Below are 18,154 nucleotides of genomic sequence, written 5' to 3' on the forward strand. Positions count from 1 at the left end.
CCCCTTGGCGGCGAACCACCCGCCCCGCACCCTGCGACGCCCGCCCGCCGACGGTCGTCGGCGCCCGGGCGTCGGGCCGGGCGGAGGGGTCAGTCGGCGAAGGCGTCGGCGACGAGCTTCTTCTGCTCGGCCTCGTGCACCTTGGCCGAGCCGACGGCCGGGCTGGCCGACGCCCGCCGGCTGACCCGGCGCAGGCTGCGGCCGGCCGGCAGGTGCTCGGGCAGGTTGACCGCCATGAACTGCCAGGCGCCCATGTTGGCCGGCTCCTCCTGCACCCACACGACGTCGGAGGCGTTCGGGTAGCGCTCCAGGGCGGCGCGCAGCTGCTCGGCCGGCAGCGGGTACAGCTGCTCGACGCGCAGGACGGCGGTGTCGGCGGTGCCCTCGGCCTCCCGCTGCGAGAGCAGGTCGTAGGCGACCTTGCCGCTGCACAGCAGGACCCGGCGCACGGCCCCGTCGTCCAGCGGCTCCCCGCCGACGCCCGGGTCGGGCAGGACCGGACGGAAGGACTCCTCGGTGAACTCCGCGACCGCGCTGACCGCCGCCTTGGCCCGCAGGAGCGACTTCGGCGTGAAGACGACCATCGGCCGGTGCAGGTCCGACAGCGCCTGGCGGCGCAGCAGGTGGAAGTAGTTCCCCGGCGTCGTGCAGTTCGCCACGGTCATGTTGTTCTCGGCCGACAGCTGCAGGAAGCGCTCGATCCGGCCGCTGGAGTGGTCCGGGCCCTGCCCCTCGAGACCGTGCGGCAGCAGCAGGACGACGCCGGAGCGCTGGCCCCACTTGGCCTCGCCGGAGCTGATGAACTCGTCGATCACCATCTGCGCGCCGTTGATGAAGTCGCCGAACTGCGCCTCCCACAGCACCAGGGCCTTGGGGTTGGCCAGCGAGTAGCCGTACTCGAAGCCGAGCGCGGCGTACTCCGACAGCAGCGAGTCGTAGACGAAGAACTTCGCCTGGTCCTCGGACAGGTTCGCCAGCGGGGTGTAGTCGGCGGCGTTCTCCCGGTCGATGAGGACCGAGTGACGCTGCACGAAGGTGCCCCGGCGGGAGTCCTGGCCGGCCAGCCGCACCGGGACGCCCTGCATGAGCAGCGAGCCGAACGCGAGCAGCTCGCCCATCGCCCAGTCGATGCCGCCCTCGCTGACCATCGCCGCCCGCCGCTCGAGCATCCGCTTGAGCTTCGGGTGGACGGTGAAGTCCTGCGGCAGGGAGACGTGCGCGTCGCCGATCGCCTTGAGCACCTCGAGGCTGACGGCGGTGGCGACCGAGGTGGAGTCCTGCGCCGGCTGGTCCATGAGCGGCTGCGCCTTGGGGGTCTCCGTCGCGTCGTGCGTCTCGGCGAACGCCCGCTCCAGCTGGCCGCGGTAGTCCTTGAGCGCCTCCTCGGCCTCGGCCAGCGTGATGTCCCCGCGGCCGATCAGCGCCTCGGTGTAGAGCTTCCGGACCGAGCGCTTGCGGTCGATGATGTCGTACATCAGCGGCTGGGTCATCGAGGGGTCGTCACCCTCGTTGTGGCCGCGCCGGCGGTAGCAGACGAGGTCGATGACGACGTCCTTCCTGAACGTCTGCCGGTAGTCGACCGCCAGCCGCGCCACCCGCACGCACGCCTCGGGGTCGTCGCCGTTGACGTGGAAGACCGGCGCGTTGACCATCCGCGCGACGTCAGTCGAGTAGAGGCTCGACCGGGACTGCGCCGGGCTCGTGGTGAAGCCGACCTGGTTGTTGATGACCACGTGCACGGTGCCGCCGGTGCGGTAGCCGCGCAGCTGGGAGAGGTTGAGCGTCTCCTGGACGACGCCCTGGCCGGCGAACGCCGCGTCGCCGTGCAGCAGGACCGGCAGGACGGTGAAGCCCTGCTCGCCCTTGTCGATCATGTCCTGCTTGGCCCGCGCGATGCCCTCGAGCACCGGGTTGACCGTCTCCAGGTGCGAGGGGTTGCTCGCCAGGGAGACCGAGATCGTCTTGTCGTCGAAGGGGTTCGTGAAGGTGCCCTCGGCGCCCAGGTGGTACTTGACGTCGCCGGAGCCCTGCACCGTGCCGGGGTCGATGTTGCCCTCGAACTCGCCGAAGATCTTGGCGTAGCTCTTGCCCAGCACGTTGGCCAGCACGTTCAGCCGGCCGCGGTGGGCCATGCCGATCGCGACCTCGTCGAGGTCGTGGTCGGTGCCGGCGAGGAGCACCTCGTCCAGCAGCGGGATGACCGACTCGCCGCCCTCGAGGCTGAACCGCTTCTGACCGACGTACTTGGTCTGCAGGAAGGTCTCGAACGCCTCGGCGGCGTTGAGCCGGCCCAGCACGTGCTTCTGCTTCTGGCGGTCGGGCTGCTCGGCCTTGACCTCGACGCGCTTCTGGATCCAGTCGCGCTCCTCGGGGTCGGTGATGTGCATGTACTCCACGCCGACGGTGCGGCAGTAGGAGTTGCGCAGCACGCCGAGGACGTCGCGGAGGGCCATGAGCTTCTCGCCGGCGAACCCGCCCACGGGGAACTTGCGGTCGAGGTCCCACAGGGTCAGGCCGTGCTGGAGGATGTCCAGGTCGGGGTGGCTGCGGACCTTGAACTCGAGCGGGTCGGTGTCGGCCATGAGGTGGCCGTTGCGCCGGTAGGACTCGATGACCTCGATGACCCGGGCTTCCTTGTCGATCTGCCCCTCGCGGCTGACCCGCACGTCGGGCATCCAGCGCACCGGCTCGTAGGGGATGCGCAGCGCGCGGAAGACGCCGTCGTAGAAGCCGTCCTCGCCCAGCAGCAGCTGGTGCAGGCGGCGGAGGAAGTCGCCGGACTGGGCGCCCTGGATGATCCGGTGGTCGTAGGTCGAGGTCAGCGTGATGATCTTGCTGACCGCCATGTCGGAGAGCGCCTCGGGGCTCATCCCCTGGAACTCGGCCGGGTACTCCATGGCGCCGACGCCGACGATCGTGCCCTGGCCGGCGGTGAGCCGCGGCACCGAGTGGTTGGTGCCGATCGTGCCGGGGTTGGTCAGGCTGATCGTCGTGCCCGAGTAGTCCTCGAGGGTCAGCTTGCCGGCGCGAGCGCGGCGGATGACGTCCTCGTAGGCGCCCCAGAACTGGGCGAAGTCCATCTCCTCGGCGGCCTTGATCGAGGCCACGACGAGCGAGCGCGAGCCGTCGGCCTTGGGCAGGTCGATGGCCAGGCCGAAGTTGACGTGCTCTGGCTGCACCAGCGTCGGCTTGCCGTCGACCTCGGCGAAGGACGCGTTCATCTCCGGGAAGTCGTCCAGCGCCCGGATCAGCGCGTAGCCGATGAGGTGCGTGAAGGACACCTTGCCGCCGCGGGAGCGGGCGAGGTGGTTGTTGATCACGATGCGGTTGTCGGCCAGGAGCTTGGCCGGCACCGCGCGCACGCTGGTCGCCGTGGGGACGGTCAGCGAGGCGTTCATGTTCTTGACGATGCTGGCGGCGGCGCCGCGCAGCGTGGTCCGCTTGGGTCCGTCCGCGGGGGCGGCCTTCGCCGCCGCCGCTGCCGGGGCCGGTCGCGCGGCGGGCTCGGCCGCGGGGGCGGCCGGCTGCTGCTGGGCGGTCCGTTCGGCCGCGCGGTCCACCACGGTGTCCTCGGTCTTGGGCTCGACGGGCGTGGCGCGGGACGACGAGCCGCCGTCCGCGGCCGGCTGCTGGGGGGCCGGGGCCGGTGCCGGCTCCGGCGACGCGGCGGCGCGGGCCGGGGCCGGCGCCTCGGGCGCGACCTCGTCGTCCGGCGACGGCGTCGCGTAGGAGGTGGCCGGCTCGGCGCCGTCGGGGGCGGCCGTGGCGCCCTGGCGGTCGTCGCTGGCCGACACGGGGCTGCCCGGCCGGTAGTCGGCGAAGAACTCGTGCCAGGCCTGGTCCACGCTGGCCGGATCGGCGAGGAACTGCTGGTACATCTCCTCGACCAGCCACTCGTTGGTGCCGAAGCCTGCCACCGCTGAGGAGGAGGGGGTGGGGGACGGCCGGGATGAACTCACGCTTGACACGGGGTCGAGTGCCTTCTTCGTCGTCGGGGGACGTGTCTGGACCGGGGGCTGAGTCTACGCCCGACCAGGTCGCCGGACCGGCTGATGCCCGGTGGCGGCCCGGGTGGGGAACCGGCGCCGGGGGTGGGCTCAGTCGGTGGCGCCGTGGGCGACCAGCAGGTCGGCCACCGCGTCGTGCGCGGTGGCCTGAGCTGCGGCGGCGCGCCGGGTGCGGGCCGCGGCCACCCGGCTGATGTCGAGGGCGCTGGCGCCGTCGCTGGTGGTGGCGTTGACGTCCGCCCCGGCGGCCAGCAGGACGCGCACGACCTCGGGCGCGTCGCCGTCCACGCCGGCCGCGACGGCGGCGTGCAGGGGCGCGCGGCCGGTGTCGGGGTCGCGCCGGTTGACGTCGGCGCCGGCGTCGACCAGCAGCCGGACCAGCTCGAGCCGGGCGGCGGTCGCCGCGGCGTGCAGGGCGCCGCCGTCGGCGTCGGCGCCCCGGTCGAGCAGCGCGCGGGCGGTGCCGATCGCGCCCCCGGCGGCCGCCCACGTCAGCAGGTCCACCCCGGTCACCGGGTCCGACAGCGGCGCGCCGTCGTCGAGCTGGGCGGTGAGCTGGTCGACGTCGTCCAGGTAGGCCGCGCTCGGGGCGTCGACCGGGGCGCCCAGGCCGCGAAGGACGGCGACCAGGTCGGGGGAGTGCTCCAGCGCGGTGTGCAGCGGCGTCCGGTCCTGCTCCGTGCGCGCCGCCGGGTCCGCGCCCGCCTCGACCAGCACCCGCACGATCTCGGTGTGCCCCTCGGCGACCGCCACGTGCAGGGGCGTCCAGCCGCCCTGGCCGGCCCGCTCGACCGTGGCCGAGAGCAACCGCGGCGACTGCGCCACCGCGGCGCGGACGCCCTCGGCATCACCCTCGGCGATCAGCCGGGCGAGCCGCTGCGCGGTCATGCGGGTGGTCATCGAGGGCAACCCCGTTCAGACGACGTCGCGGCGGACGGCCAGCACGGTGCCCAGCAGCGCGGCCACCAGGCCGTAGGCGAGCAGGAGGACGCCGCCCTGCCAGGGGTCGAGGAGCTCCGGCCCCTGGAAGGTCGCCGTCAGCGCCTCGAGCGCGCCACCGGGCAGCCACTTGTAGGCCGGGGCGGTGGCCGGGATGGACCGGATGATCGGCTCGATGACGAACAGGTAGACCAGCCCGCCGACGATGGCGCCCACCTGGTTGCGCAGCAGGGCGCCGAGGCCCACGCCGATGACGGCGTAGATCACCAGGGCCAGCCCGCTGCTCGCCAGGATGCGCAGGTTGTCCCCGGTCAGCGCCGGAGCGTCGCCCTTGGCCCCCGCGTAGACGAGCACGACGAGGTAGTTCACGGCGAGCACGGCGAGGGCGAACGGGATCGCGACGAGCGCGTAGCCGACCAGCTTGGCGATGACCACGCGGCCCCGGCGGGGCGTGGTGAGGAAGGTCGGGGTGGCCGTGCGGTGCCGGTACTCCTGGGTCATCCCGATGATGCCGAGGATGAGGAACAGCACCGTGACGTTGGCCGCGGTGGCGAGGATCAGTTCCTCGTACTGCTCGGTGCCGACGGCGGGCAGCCCGCTGTCGGCGTTGCCGGCGAACGAGGTGAACAGGATCGCGAAGCCGGCGACCATCACGCACGCGCCGAGCAGCAGCCCGATCCACACGCGCGTGGTGAACAGCTTGGTCCACTCGGCGCGGACGAGCGCGGTCATCGGGTGGCTCCCTGGGTGGTCGTGTCGGTCGTGGCGGCGGCGAACTGCTCCTGCCCCGCGGTGAGCCGGAAGTACAGCGCCTCCAGGCCGCTGGACTCCGCACGCAGCTCGTGCAGCTCGACCCCCGCCTGGAAGGCGCGGGCGCCGACCGTGGCCGGCGTCGTCCCGGCCACGGTCACCAGGCCGTCGTCGCCGGGCGTCACCGCCAGCCCGGCCGCCTGGAGCACCTCGGTCAGCCGGGCCACCTCGGGGCTGCGCACCAGGACGTCCCCGGCGCCCTGGGCACCGGAGCGGAGCTCGGCGATCGAGCCCTCCCGGACCAGGCGGCCGGCGCCGACGATGACCACGCGGTCGGCGGTGTGCTCCATCTCCGACAGCAGGTGGCTGGAGACCAGCACGGTGCGCCCCTGGTCGTGGGCGAGGTGGCGGATGAAGCCGCGCAGCCACTGGATGCCCTCGGGGTCCAGCCCGTTGGCCGGCTCGTCGAGGACGAGCACCGCCGGGTCGCCGAGCAGCGCCGTCGCCAGTGCCAGGCGCTGGCGCATGCCGAGGGAGTAGCCCCCGGCGCGGCGGCCGCCGGCGTCGGACAGGCCGACCTGCACGAGGACGTCGTCGGCCCGCGAGAGCGGGAGCCCCGCGGCGCGGCAGTACACGCGCAGGTGGTTGCGGCCCGAGCGCGCCGGGTGGAAGGCGGTCTCCAGGACGGCGCCGACGGTGCGCACCGGGGCGGGCAGCGCCGTGTAGGGCACGCCGTCGAAGGTGGCGGTGCCGGTGTCGGGCTGCTCCAGGCCGAGGACCATCCGCATGGTCGTGGTCTTCCCGGCCCCGTTGGGACCGAGGAAGCCGGTCACCGAGCCGGGCTCGACGGTGAAGGTGAGGTCGTCCACGGCGCGGACGGCGCCGAAGGTCTTGGTGAGGCCGCGGACCTCGACCCGCACGGGGTCGCGGTGTGCGGTGCTGCCGGGGTGGATGGCGCTCTCCTCGGGTCAGGGGCCGGACGACGGACCCATCCAATCGCACGGGCACGACGACCCGGGAGTCCCGGCGGGCGTGGCGGACGAGGGTGACCGCGCGCACACCGCTGCGCCCACCGGTAGGTTCGGCAGCCGTGAGCGCCTATCGCACCGTGGTGGTCGGGACCGACGGGTCGGAGTCCTCCCTGCGGGCGGTGCGTCGCGCGGGTGCGCTGGCCGGCGCCTGCGGCGCACGCCTGGTCATCGTCTGCGCCTACGAGCCGCCTCGGGCCGACGACCGCGAGGTGCGGCGGGCGCAGGAGGTCCTCGGGGACGACGCCTACCAGGTCATCGGGGTCGGGCCGGCCGAGGAGACGGTGCGCGCGGCCACCGAGCGGGCGCGGTCCGCCGGCGCCACCGACGTGTACCCGATCTCGGTCGTCGGCGCGCCGGTGGAGGCGCTGCTCGACGTCTGCCGTCGGGAGCAGGCCGACCTGCTCGTGGTCGGCAACCGCGGGCTCAACAGCCTCAAGGGCCGGTTCCTGGGGTCGGTGCCCTCGGACGTGACCCGCCGCTCCGAGGTCGACGTCCTGGTCGTCCACACCACGGGCTGACCGCTGGGCGACACCGGACCCGCCGACGCCGTCCCGGGCGCCCAGGACGCACGCGAGGCGCTGGAGCGGCTGCTCCTCGGCGGGCGGCGCCGCTACACGCGGCTGCAGGTGGCCGAGAAGTCCGGGATGCCGCCGCAGCGCACCCAGCGGCTGTGGCGGGCCCTCGGCTTCCCCGACGCGGCCGACGACGAACTGGTCTTCACCGACGCCGACGTCCAGGCGCTCGGCCTGCTGTCCGCGCTGATCGACGCCGGCTTCGTCGACGAGGGCACCGAGGCATCCATCGCGCGCGCCATGGCGCAGTCGCTGTCCCGGCTGGCCGACTGGCAGACCGACCTGCTCGCCGAGGTCCTCACGCGCGACGCCGACCCGCCCGGCACCGTCGACGCCGAGCGGGCCGCCGAGGACACCGCCCGGCTGCTGCCGCTGCTGCGAGCGGTGCAGGACTACGTGTGGCGGCGGCACCTGGCGGCCAACGCCGAGCGGCTGCTCGGCGCCGGCGCCGGCGCCGGTGACCGGCGGGTGCTCTCCGTGGGCTTCGCCGACCTGGTCGGCTACACCACCCGCAGCCAGGGCATGGGCGGGCGCGAGCTCGGCCAGATGGTGGAGGACTTCGAGGCGACCGCCGCCGAGGTCATCGCCCGGCACCACGGCCGGGTGGTGAAGACCATCGGGGACGGCGTCCTCTACACCGCCGTCTCCGCGGTCGACGCCGTGGAGATCGGGCTGGAGCTGCCCGTGGTGTGGCACGCCGAGGAGCGGCCCCCGCTGCGGGTCGGCGCGGCGCACGGCACGGTGCTCACCCACCTCGGCGACGTCTACTCGCCGGTGGTCAACCTGGCCAGCCGGCTGACCTCGATCGCCCGCCCGGAGACGCTGCTGGTCGACCGCGAGCTCGCCCGGCGGCTGCGCGGGCGGGTGCAGTACCGCGTGCGCCCGCTGCGCCGGGTGTCGGTGCGGGGCTACGACCAGCTGCAGCCGTGGCTGGTCCGCCGTCGTCCGCCCGGCGAGGAGGACACCGCGCTGGAGGGCATGCTCGACGAGATGGCCGACGACGTCCTCGGGGCCTCCGGGGACGGCGAGCGGGCCTGAGAGGCTGGGCCCCGTGTCTGCCACCCTCGTCGCCCGCGGGCTCGCCGCCGGCCACGGCGCCCGGGTCCTGTTCTCCGACCTCGACCTCGTGGTCGCGCCCGGGGACGTCGTCGGGCTGGTGGGGGTGAACGGCGCCGGGAAGTCGACGCTGCTGCGCACCCTCGCCGGTGAGCTGCCCGCCGAGTCGGGCACCGTCGCGGTCAGCCCGCCGACCGCCACGCTCGGGTACCTGCCGCAGGAGCACGACCGGCGGCCCGGGGAGTCCGTGCACGACGCCCTGGCCCGCCGCACCGGGGTGGCGGCGGCGCAGGCCGCCCTCGACGCCGCCGCCGAGGCCCTCGCCGCCGGCCGCGCGGGCGCCGACGACGACTACGGGACGGCGCTGGAGCGCTGGCTGGCCCTCGGCGGGGCCGACCTCGACGAGCGGGCCGGGGCCGTGGTCGCCGAGGTGGCCCCGGGGGTCGCGCTGGACGCCGCGATGACCGGGCTCTCGGGCGGGCAGGCCGCGCGGGTCGGGCTGGCTGCGCTGCTGCTCTCGCGCTACGACGTCCTGCTGCTGGACGAGCCGACCAACGACCTCGACCTGGCCGGGCTGGACCAGCTCGAGCGGTTCGTGGCCGACAACCGGGCGGGGATCGTCGTGGTCAGCCACGACCGCGAGTTCCTCGCCCGCACCGCCACCCGGGTGGTGGAGCTCGACCTCGCGCAGCAGCTGGTGCGGGTGCACGACGGCGGCTACGAGGCCTACCTCGTCGAGCGGGAGGTGGCCCGCCGGCACGCCCGCGAGGAGTACGAGGAGTACGCCGACACCCGGGCGGGGCTGGAGGCGCGGGCGCGGACGCAGCGGTCCTGGATGGACAAGGGGCTGCGCAACGCCGTCCGCAAGCAGAAGGACCCGGACAAGCACGTCAAGAACTTCCAGCGGCAGACCTCGGAGAAGCAGGCGGCCAAGGCCCGGCAGACCGAGCGGCGCATCGAGCGGCTCGAGGTGGTGGAGGAGCCCCGCAAGGAGTGGGAGCTGCGGATGGAGATCGCCGCGGCGCCGCGGGCCGGGGCGGTCGTGGCCACCCTGTCGGGGGCGGTGGTGCGCCGTGGCGGGTTCACGCTGGGGCCGGTGGACCTGCAGGTCGACTGGGGCGACCGGCTGGCGATCACCGGGCCCAACGGCGCCGGCAAGTCGACCCTGCTCGCCGCGCTGCTCGGCCGGGTGCCGCTCGACGCCGGTCGGCACTCGCTCGGGCCGTCGGTCCAGGTCGGCGAGGTGGACCAGGCCCGGCAGGCGTTCCTCGGCTCGGAGACGCTGCTGGACGCGTTCTCCGCGGAGGTGCCGGACTGGCCCGCCGCGGAGGTGCGCACCCTGCTGGCCAAGTTCGGGCTGACCGCCGAGCACGTGCTGCGCCCGGCCGACACGCTCTCCCCGGGCGAGCGCACCCGCGCCGCGCTGGCCCTGCTGCAGGCCCGCGGGGTCAACGTGCTGGTGCTCGACGAGCCCACCAACCACCTGGACCTGCCGGCCATCGAGCAGCTGGAGGAGGCGCTGGGCGACTACCGCGGCACGCTGCTGCTGGTCACCCACGACCGCCGGATGCTGGCCGCGGTCGAGACCACCCGCCGGCTGACCGTCGACGGCGGCCGGGTCACCGAGTGATCCCGCCACCCCTGGCGGGCTCTCGGCGGGGCCCTGCAGCGAGTCCGGCGGGCCCGGCCGGCCGGCCTGGCTCCACCAGCACGGCGGCCACCGCGTACTCCGCCAGCGTCGCGAGCTCCGCGGCGTTCGCCCCGGCCGAGGAGAGCGCCGGGAGCAGGTGCACCTCGACGACCACGCCCGGAGTGGCGCGCAGCCAGCGCAGCGCGGCGACCGTCGAGCCGCCGGCCGGCCGGTCGCGCGCCCCGCGGTAGCGGAGCGCCACCGGGCACACGGGCGCGCCGGTCTCGACGGCGGCGGCGAGCAGTGCGGGGGAGAAGCGGCCCAGCGAGGCCCCGCCACGGGCCGGCTGCTCGGGACGGACGACGACCGGCGTCCCGCGGCTGAGGACGCCGGCCACCCGCCCCGCGACGGGCACCACCGTGGGGACGGCCACGCCGGCCACCCGGTCGGACACCGCGGCGACGACGACCCCGGGGAGCGCGGTCTGCAGCACGAGCGCGTCCAGAGCGGAGACGGAGTTGGCGACCAGCAGCGGCCCGGCGCCCCGGCCGGTGCGCGGCCAGGCGACCGAGGGCGCGGAGACCTCCACCCGCAGGCCGAGGCCGGTCAGGACGCGGGCGGCCCCGCAGACCGCCCGCCGGCGGGCGCTGCCGACCGGCGGGCGCAGGCGCGCGGCGGCGACCAGGGCACCGGTGCGCAGCCAGGAGTGGGTGGGGGGCACGAGGGGTCGGGTCACCGGGACCTCCGCGACGCTCGAGGCCCGGATGGGCCCGCGTGCCCCGAGCGTGGGGGCGCGAGGTGTCCACCCGGTGACGCGCGGGCGGCGGCGCCGGGACGATCCGATGCCGTGCGCGGGGCTCAGGGGGCGTCGTCGTCCAGCGCCTCGGTCAGGCCGACGGCGCTCATCCCGGCCCAGGTGTCGCCGACGTGGTGGGCGAGCACGAGCAGGTCGCGCAGCTGGCCGTCGCGGTCGCGGATGTGGTCGACGAGCAGCGCCTCGCCGGTGAACCCGAGGTCGGTGAACAGCGCCAGCGCGGCGCCCTGCTCGGCCACCACCTCGACGACCAGCTTGGTCAGCCCCGCCTCGAGGGCCGCCACCATCGCGTGCCGCCCGAGCTCCCGGCCGAGCCCGGTGCCCCGGGACCCGGGCGCGACCACCAGCCGCAGCTCGCCGACGTGGTCGGACCACCCCGGCAGCTGCAGCACCGCCACGTAGCCGGTCACCGCGTCGCCGTCGACCGCCACCCAGCGCCGCACGCCGGGGGTGCCGCCGGCCGCCCACCCGCGGACGACGTCGGTGTCGGCGACGTCCTCCTGGATGAAGGTGCGGTCGCCCTCGGGCAGGCCCGCGAAGAAGCTCAGGAGCGCGTCGCAGTGCGCGTCGGTGAGCTCGACCACCTCGCTCACTGCGCCATCTCCGAGGCCGTGGCCGGTTCGCTGCGCCGCCGGAGGAAGTCGATGATCTGCGGCACCGTCGTCCGCGCCGCCGTCCGGCCGACGACGAGGCCCATGTGCCCGGCCGGCAGCCGCAGCTCGTGCTTGTCCGGGGAGCCGACCAGGTCGATCAGCGGCGCGCTGGCGTCGGGCGGCACGATGTGGTCGCGGTCGGCCCGGACGGTGAGGAACGGCACCCGGACGTCGGCCAGGTGGACGCGGTCGCCGCCGACGGTGAGCCGGTCGGTCACCATCCCGTTGTCGCGCACGAGCATCCGCACGGTCTGCTCCGCGGCGGCCCCGGGGAAGGGCACGTGGTCGTCGGACCACCCGGTCATCGCCTGGTAGGCGGCGACGTACTCGTCGTTCCAGAGCCGCTCCCACAGCGTCACGTAGCGGGTCACCTCCGAGGTCGGGGTCAGCGCCCGGAAGCCCTGGACGACGATCCGCGGCGGCACGTTGCCGTTCGCGTCGAGCACCGCCTCGACCTCCAGCCCGCCGACCCGGAACAGGTCGGCCAGCGGGCCCATGTGGCGGAAGTCGACCGGGGTGGCCATCACGGTGAGGCTGCGCAGCGGTGCGTCGGGGTGGTGCGCGGCGTGCAGCAGGGCGAGGTCGCCGCCGAAGCAGTAGCCGACCAGGTTCACCTCGTCGGCGCCGGAGACCTCCAGCACGCGGTCGATGGCGCCGGGGACGTAGTCGTCGACGTAGTCCTCGAGGGTGTTGGCCGCGTCCCGCTCGTCCGGCTCGCCCCAGTCGAGCAGGTACACGTCGAACCCTTCGGCCAGCAGCTGCTCGACGAAGCTGTTGCCGGGCGTGAGGTCCAGGATGTAGCTGCGGCTGACCAGGCTGAACACGATGAGCAGCGGCGGGGAGTGCCGGACCCCGCCGTGAGTGGCGGGGTCGTTGCGGTAGTGCCACAGCTGCGTGCGGCCGCGCGTCCAGACGACGTCCTTCGGGGTCAGCCCCACGCCGGGCCGGTCGACCCCGCCGACCAGCTTCAACCCGTTACGGGCGCGCAGGGCGTTGCGTTCGACGTCGCGGCGGACGCGGTCGAGGATCGTCTGCGGGCTCGGGACGGGGATGGTCGGCACGGCTCTCCTCGGGGGTGCGGCGGCGCTCGGCCTCCAGCTGCAGGGTCAGCCGGCGGACCTCCCGGTCCAGTGCGCCGACCTGCGCGCGCAGCCGGCTGACGTCGGTGCCCGCGGGCAGGTTGAGCAGGTGCCAGGCGCGGGTGGTCACGTCGCGGGCGGAGTCGCGCGCCAGGGTGGTGGCCCGGCGCACGAGGGCCGCCCCGATCGCGAACGTGTCGGTGCGCACGAACTCCTCCGCACGCGGGGTCACCCGGCGCTCGGCGGCGTCGAAGGCCTGCCGCCACAGCGGCGGGCGGGTGTCGGCCACGGGACCTCCCTCGGGCTCGGACGGCGGGCTGCGGAGCCGGCTCAGGTGAAGGCGCTGACCCCGGTGATGTCCCGGCCGACGATGAGCGTCTGCACCGTCTCCGTGCCCTCGAAGGTGTGGATGGCCTCGATGTCGGCCATGTGCCGGATGACGTGGTTCTGCAACAGGATCCCGTTGCCGCCGAGCAGGTCGCGCGACTCGGCGAGGATCTCCCGTGCGGTCCGGGTGTTGTGCATCTTGGCCAGCCCGGCGACGGTCGGGGACAGCCGCCCGGCCTCGGCCAGGCGCCCGATCTGCATGCAGTACAGCTGCATCCCGGTGAGCGCGGCCAGCATCTTCACCAGCCGCTCCTGCACGATCTGGAAGCTGACCAGCGGCTTGCCGAACTGCCGGCGTTCCCGTGCGTAGGCCAGCGCGGTCTCGTATCCGGCGGTGGCGTGGCCGAGGGCCATCCAGGCGCAGGCGCCGCGGGTGGTGGCCAGCACCCGGCCGGTGTCGGCGAAGCTGTGCGCCTCCTGCAGCCGGTTCGCCTCGGGCACCCGCACGCCGCGCAGCTCGATCTGGGCCTGCCACACCGAGCGCAGCGACACCTTCCCGGTGATGACCGTCGCCTCGTACCCGTCGGCCGGCGTCTCGACGACGAAGCCCTTCACCTGCCCGTCGGACTCGTCGCGCGCCCACACGATCACCAGGTCGGCCAGGCTGCCGTTGCCGATCCACCGCTTGGAGCCGTCGAGCACCCAGGTGTCGCCCTCGCGCCGCGCGGTGGTCTCCAGGGCGACGGAGTCCGAACCGTGGTGCGGCTCGGTCAGCGCGAACGCGCCGAGCTTGTCCAGCGTCGCCATCTGCGGCAGCCAGCGGGCCTTCTGCTCCTCCGAGCCGCACATGTCGATCGACTGCATGGCCAGCCCGGCGTGCACGCCGAGGAAGGTGCCGAGGCTGCCGTCCCCCCGGTGCAACTCCATCTGCACCAGGCCCGCGGCCATCGGGCTCAGCTCCGCGGATCCGTGGCCCTTGATGGACCCGCCGACGATGCCGAGCTCCGGCAGCCGGCGGATCAGCGGCCAGGGCACCTCGGCCCGTTCCCAGTAGTCGCCCGCCACCGGCAGCACCTCGCGGTCGACGAACCGGCGGACCGCGATGAACTTCTCCCACATCTCGTCGGTGAACTGGTCGCGCACCGAGAAGAAGTCGGTCCCGAGGGCCTCGCCCAGGTGGCTGGTGTCCAACTGCTGTGTCACTGGGTGACCTCCGTGGGGACCTCGACGGCGCGGCGCAGGATCTTGCCGGTGGGGCCCTTGGGCAGGGCCTCGACCAGCCAGACGTGCCGCGGGTACTTGTAGGCGGCGACCCGCTCCTTCACCCAGGCCCGCAGCTCCGCGGGGTCGGCCTGCGCACCGGGCTTGAGCGCGACCGCGGCGGCGACCTCCTCGCCGAGGTCGGGGTGCGGGACGCCGACGCAGGCGGCCTCGGCGACCGCCGGGTGCTCGTAGAGCGCCTCCTCGATCTCCCGCGGGTACACGTTGTAGCCGCCGCGGATGATCATCTCCTTCTTGCGGTCGACGATCGCGTAGTAGCCCTCGGCGTCCCGGCGGGCCAGGTCGCCGGTGCGGAACCAGCCGTCGGGGATGGCCGCCGCCGTCTCCTCGGGGCGGTTCCAGTAGCCCCTCATGACGTTCTCGCCGCGGATCGCGATCTCGCCGACGTCCCCCTCGCGGACGTCGCGGCCCTCGTCGTCGACCAGTCGCATCTCCACGCCGCGGATCGGCGTGCCGATCGTCCCGGGCTTGCGCTCGGCGTGCGGGTGGTTGAACGAGGCGACCGGCGAGGTCTCCGACAGCCCGTACCCCTCGAGGACGATGCAGCCGAACGTCTCCTCGAAGCTGCGCATGACCTCCACGGGCATCGCCGAGCCACCGGAGATGCACAGCCGCAGGCTCGACACGTCGGCGCGGTCGCGGGCGGGGGAGTGCAGCATCGCGGCGAACATCGTCGGCACGCCCTCGAAGACGGTCACCCGGTCGCGCTCGACGACCTCCAGCGCCTTGGCGCCGTCGAACCGCGGCAGCAGGGTGAGGCACGACCCGGCCAGGACGCCGGCGTTGAGCGCGCAGGTCAGCCCGAAGACGTGGAACAGCGGCAGGCAGCCCATGATCACGTCCTCGGCGGTGCCCTCGAGCAGCGTCTCCTGCGTCGTCCGGGCGTTGCCGCGCAGGTTGGCGTGGGTGAGCTCGGCGCCCTTGGGCGGGCCGGTGGTGCCCGAGGTGTAGAGGATCACCGCGGCGTCCTCGTCGGCCCGGTCGACCGGGCCGCCGTCGGCGTCGCCGGTCAGGGCGTCCCCGGGGCCGGCCGGCCCGACGGTCACCGCCTCGATCCCGACCGCGCCCGCGGCCTCGACCGTGGCCTCGGCCACCGAGTCCAGCGCCACCACCAGCCGGGCGCCGGAGTCGCGCAGGTAGTACTCGACCTCCCGGGCCTTGAGCAGCGGGTTCATCGGCACCACGGCGGCGCCGGCCAGGAGCGCGCCGTAGAAGACCACCGGGAAGCTCAGGACGTTGGGCAGCACCATCCCGACCCGGTCCCCGGGCGCCACCCCGCGGGCGCGCAGCCCGGCGGCGACCCGTGTGGCGTCCTCGGCGAACCGGTCGTAGGTGAGGACGGCGTCGTCCATGCGGAGTGCCGGGCGGTCGCCGTGCGCCGCCGCGGTGTCGAGCAGGTGCTGCGCGAGGTTGGTCACCGGCTGCCTCCTCTGCTGGGGGTCAGGGCCGCACGACTACCCCGGCCCGGTGTGATCCACCCCTCACTCCTCGCCGCGGTGGCGGCCGGGCGTGGCGGGCGACAGGCTCGGGGGGACCGACGACGACGGGAGCGGCAGTGGCAGGGATCCTCGACATGTTCCGGCTCGACGGCCGGGTGGCGATCGTGACGGGGGCGTCCTCGGGCCTCGGCGCCGTCTTCGCCCGGGCGCTGGCCGAGGCCGGGTGCGACGTCGCGCTGGGCGCGCGCCGGGAGGACCGGCTCGGGGCGACCCGCGAGGCGGTCGAGGCGGCCGGACGGCGGGCCCTCCCCGTGCGCACCGACGTCTCCCGGCCCGAGGACTGCCAGGGCCTGGTGGACGCGGCCATGGCCGAGTTCGGGAAGGTCGACGTCCTGGTGAACAACGCCGGGATCGGCACCGCCGTCCCGGCCACGCGCGAGACCCCGGAGCAGTTCCGCTCGGTCGTCGACGTGAACCTCAACGGCTGCTACTGGATGGCGCAGGCCTGCGCCCGGGTCATGCAGCCGGGCAGTTCCATCGTCAACATCTCCAGCATCCTGGGGCTGACGACGGCGGGCCTGCCGCAGGCGGCGTACGCGGCGAGCAAGGCCGGCCTGATCGGGCTGACCCGCGACCTCGCCCAGCAGTGGACCGGCCGCAAGGGCATCCGGGTCAACGCCCTCGCGCCCGGCTTCTTCGAGTCGGAGATGACCGACCAGTACCCGGAGGGCTACATCCAGAGCCAGCTGTCCCGCGTGCTGGTCGGCCGCAAGGGCGATCCCGACGAGCTCGCGGCGGCGCTGGTCTTCCTGGTGAGCGACGCCGGCGGCTACGTCACCGGCACCACGCTGCCGGTGGAGGGCGGGCTGCTGACCAGCTGACTCCCGTCGGTGGGCGGCCCTACGCTGCCGGCCGTGCGCGAGGAACTCGACGAGCGTTTCCCCGGCGGGGCGCTCGACACCGACGTGTGGTCCCCCCACTACCTGCCGCACTGGAGCTCGCGGTCCGCGTCGGCGGCGACGTACGCGGTGCGGGACGGCGCGCTGCACCTGACCGTCCCCGCCGACCAGCCGCTGTGGTGCCCCGACCTGCACGAGGAGCCGCTGCGGGTGTCCTGCCTGCAGACCGGGAGCTGGTCCGGGCCGGTGGGCAGCACCGTCGGCCAGCAGCCGTTCGCGCCGGGTCTGGTGGTGCGCGAGGAGCAGCCGGAGTTCTGGGGGTACACGCCCCGCTACGGGCACCTCGAGGTGACCATGCGCGCAACCGTCTCTCCCCGCTCGATGTTCGCCTTCTGGCTGTCCGGGATCGAGGACCGTCCCGAGCACTCCGGCGAGATCTGCGTGGCCGAGGTCTTCGGCGACACCGTCGGCGACGGGACGGCGGCCGTGGGGACGGGCCTGCACCGGTTCCGCGACCCCGACCTCCGTGAGGAGTTCGGCGCCGACCGGCTGCCGCTCGACGTGTCCCGGTTCCACACCTACGCCGTCGACTGGACGCCCGGGTCCCTGGTGTTCACCGTCGACGGGGACGTCGTCCGGCGGGTCGGCCAGGCCCCGGACTACCCGGTGCAGCTGATGCTGGGCGTGTTCGACTTCCCGGCCCGGGCGGCCGCCGGCGAGGCGGGGGTCCCGGTCCCGGAGCTGGTCGTCTCCGCCGTCCGGGGCCACCCGCTCTGAGTCAGCGCCCGCCCTCGGCCCGCGCCACGAGGGCGGCGATCCGGTCGGTCAGCTCCGGCCACACCGCGCGCGGCAGGTCGTGGCCCATGCCGTCGACGACGACCAGCTCGGCGCCGGGGATCGCGGCGGCGGTGGCCCGCCCGCCGCTGACCTGCACCAGGGGGTCCTGCGCGCCGTGGACGACCAGGGTCGGGACGGCGACCGCGGCGAGGTCGGCGGTGCGGTCCGGCGCGGTGAGGACGGCCGCGAGCTGGCGGGCCACGCCGGGCGGGTTGTGCCGGCGGTCGAAGGAGCGCCCGGCGCGGTCCCGCACCGACTCCTCGTCGAACTCGAACCCCGGCGAGCCGATCACCCGGTAGGTGTCCACGGCCCGCTGGAGGGCGCTCTCCCGGTCGGTGGCCGGCGGGGCGAGCAGGACGCCCATCGCCGCCTCGGCGGGCGTCCCGACCGACCGGTCGCCCGTGGTCGACATGATCGAGGTGAGGGTGCGCACCGTCTGCGGGTGCCGGATGGCCAGCAGCTGGGCGACCATCCCGCCCATCGACGCCCCCACCACGTGGGCGCTGTCCAGGCCCAGGGCGTCGAGCAGGCCGGCGGTGTCGTCGGCGAGGTCGGACAGCGCGTAGGGCACCGAGGAGGTGTCACCGCCGAAGACGGCCCCGAGGTCCGGCGTCCCGGCGTCGTCGACGTGCGTGGACAGCCCGATGTCGCGGTTGTCGAAGCGGACGACGTACAGGCCGCGGGCGGCGAGGCCGGCGCAGAACTCCTCGGGCCAGCCGATCATCTGCGTGGCGAGGCCCATGACCAGCAGCAGCGGCGGGTCGCCGGCCGAGCCGAACGTCTCGTAGGCGATCTCGAGGTCACCGACGCGGGCGCGCTGCAGCTCCGGGGTCTCCACGC

16 protein-coding genes are annotated in these 18,154 nt (G+C 74.6%); 5 read left to right on the top strand and 11 right to left on the bottom strand.

Annotated elements, in window-relative coordinates; genetic code table 11:
* Positions 1 to 89: 89 nt before the first annotated feature.
* From PGN05_RS13830 to PGN05_RS13845, 4 genes are all read right to left on the bottom strand, one after another.
* Entirely contained in the window at positions 90 to 3,917 is a 3,828-nt protein-coding gene (locus PGN05_RS13830; protein WP_419753130.1) for a multifunctional oxoglutarate decarboxylase/oxoglutarate dehydrogenase thiamine pyrophosphate-binding subunit/dihydrolipoyllysine-residue succinyltransferase subunit, read from the bottom strand.
* A 180-nt stretch (positions 3,918 to 4,097) separates the two neighbouring features.
* Entirely contained in the window at positions 4,098 to 4,907 is an 810-nt protein-coding gene (locus PGN05_RS13835; protein WP_419753131.1) for an ankyrin repeat domain-containing protein, read from the bottom strand.
* 15 nt (positions 4,908 to 4,922) lie between these two features.
* Entirely contained in the window at positions 4,923 to 5,678 is a 756-nt protein-coding gene (locus tag PGN05_RS13840; protein ID WP_419753132.1) for an ABC transporter permease, read from the bottom strand.
* On the bottom strand, positions 5,675 to 6,616 hold the full coding sequence (locus tag PGN05_RS13845; protein WP_419753133.1) for an ABC transporter ATP-binding protein: 942 nt from the start codon (positions 6,614 to 6,616) through the stop codon (positions 5,675 to 5,677). Before PGN05_RS13845 ends, PGN05_RS13840 begins: the two co-directional genes overlap by 4 nt.
* A gap of 170 nt (positions 6,617 to 6,786) precedes the next feature.
* Here PGN05_RS13845 and PGN05_RS13850 point away from each other — a divergent pair, with 170 nt between their 5' ends.
* The 3 genes from PGN05_RS13850 (at position 6,787) to PGN05_RS13860 (ending at position 9,985) form a co-directional block, all read left to right on the top strand.
* The gene (locus PGN05_RS13850) at positions 6,787 to 7,245 is read left to right on the top strand and encodes a universal stress protein (RefSeq protein WP_419753134.1); all 459 of its coding nucleotides are present in this window, start codon (positions 6,787 to 6,789) and stop codon (positions 7,243 to 7,245) included.
* 108 nt (positions 7,246 to 7,353) lie between these two features.
* Positions 7,354 to 8,337 (top strand): adenylate/guanylate cyclase domain-containing protein, encoded by a 984-nt coding sequence (locus tag PGN05_RS13855; protein ID WP_419753135.1) that lies wholly within the window; start codon positions 7,354 to 7,356, stop codon positions 8,335 to 8,337.
* Between the two features lie 13 nt (positions 8,338 to 8,350).
* On the top strand, positions 8,351 to 9,985 hold the full coding sequence (locus tag PGN05_RS13860) for an ABC-F family ATP-binding cassette domain-containing protein (protein WP_419753136.1): 1,635 nt from the start codon (positions 8,351 to 8,353) through the stop codon (positions 9,983 to 9,985).
* Here PGN05_RS13860 and PGN05_RS13865 read toward each other — a convergent pair.
* From PGN05_RS13865 to PGN05_RS13890, 6 genes are all read right to left on the bottom strand, one after another.
* On the bottom strand, positions 9,975 to 10,721 hold the full coding sequence (locus tag PGN05_RS13865) for a hypothetical protein (protein ID WP_419753137.1): 747 nt from the start codon (positions 10,719 to 10,721) through the stop codon (positions 9,975 to 9,977). The two genes, PGN05_RS13860 and PGN05_RS13865, sit on opposite strands and share 11 nt — an antisense overlap.
* Positions 10,722 to 10,843: 122 nt before the next feature.
* The gene (locus PGN05_RS13870; protein WP_419753138.1) at positions 10,844 to 11,392 is read right to left on the bottom strand and encodes an N-acetyltransferase family protein; all 549 of its coding nucleotides are present in this window, start codon (positions 11,390 to 11,392) and stop codon (positions 10,844 to 10,846) included.
* Positions 11,389 to 12,513, bottom strand: coding sequence for an alpha/beta fold hydrolase (locus PGN05_RS13875; RefSeq protein WP_419753139.1), 1,125 nt, complete (start codon positions 12,511 to 12,513; stop codon positions 11,389 to 11,391). The genes PGN05_RS13870 and PGN05_RS13875 overlap by 4 nt, the downstream gene beginning before the upstream one ends.
* A complete protein-coding gene (locus PGN05_RS13880) occupies positions 12,428 to 12,820 on the bottom strand; it encodes a hypothetical protein (protein ID WP_419753140.1) in 393 nt (130 codons plus the stop codon). Before PGN05_RS13880 ends, PGN05_RS13875 begins: the two co-directional genes overlap by 86 nt.
* A gap of 41 nt (positions 12,821 to 12,861) precedes the next feature.
* Positions 12,862 to 14,061 carry an acyl-CoA dehydrogenase family protein gene (locus tag PGN05_RS13885; RefSeq protein ID WP_419753141.1) on the bottom strand — a complete coding sequence of 400 codons (1,200 nt, stop codon included), beginning with the start codon at positions 14,059 to 14,061 and terminating at the stop codon, positions 12,862 to 12,864.
* Positions 14,058 to 15,557 carry a long-chain-fatty-acid--CoA ligase gene (locus PGN05_RS13890; RefSeq protein ID WP_419753142.1) on the bottom strand — a complete coding sequence of 500 codons (1,500 nt, stop codon included), beginning with the start codon at positions 15,555 to 15,557 and terminating at the stop codon, positions 14,058 to 14,060. The genes PGN05_RS13885 and PGN05_RS13890 overlap by 4 nt, the downstream gene beginning before the upstream one ends.
* 137 nt (positions 15,558 to 15,694) lie before the next feature.
* Here PGN05_RS13890 and PGN05_RS13895 point away from each other — a divergent pair, with 137 nt between their 5' ends.
* Together PGN05_RS13895 and PGN05_RS13900 are read left to right on the top strand one after the other, a co-directional pair.
* Entirely contained in the window at positions 15,695 to 16,459 is a 765-nt protein-coding gene (locus PGN05_RS13895; RefSeq protein WP_419753143.1) for an SDR family NAD(P)-dependent oxidoreductase, read from the top strand.
* 33 nt (positions 16,460 to 16,492) lie between these two features.
* Positions 16,493 to 17,254 carry a glycoside hydrolase family 16 protein gene (locus PGN05_RS13900; protein WP_419753144.1) on the top strand — a complete coding sequence of 254 codons (762 nt, stop codon included), beginning with the start codon at positions 16,493 to 16,495 and terminating at the stop codon, positions 17,252 to 17,254.
* Between the two features lies 1 nt (position 17,255).
* Here PGN05_RS13900 and PGN05_RS13905 read toward each other — a convergent pair whose 3' ends face one another.
* Positions 17,256 to 18,152: an alpha/beta fold hydrolase gene (locus PGN05_RS13905; RefSeq protein ID WP_419753145.1), complete on the bottom strand. Its 897-nt coding sequence runs from the start codon at positions 18,150 to 18,152 to the stop codon at positions 17,256 to 17,258.
* Between the last annotated feature and the right edge of the window lie 2 nt (positions 18,153 to 18,154).

Origin of the sequence: Geodermatophilus sp. CPCC 206100 (assembly GCF_048569675.1) — a bacterium.
In the GTDB taxonomy this organism is placed as follows: Bacteria; Actinomycetota; Actinomycetes; order Mycobacteriales; family Geodermatophilaceae; genus Geodermatophilus.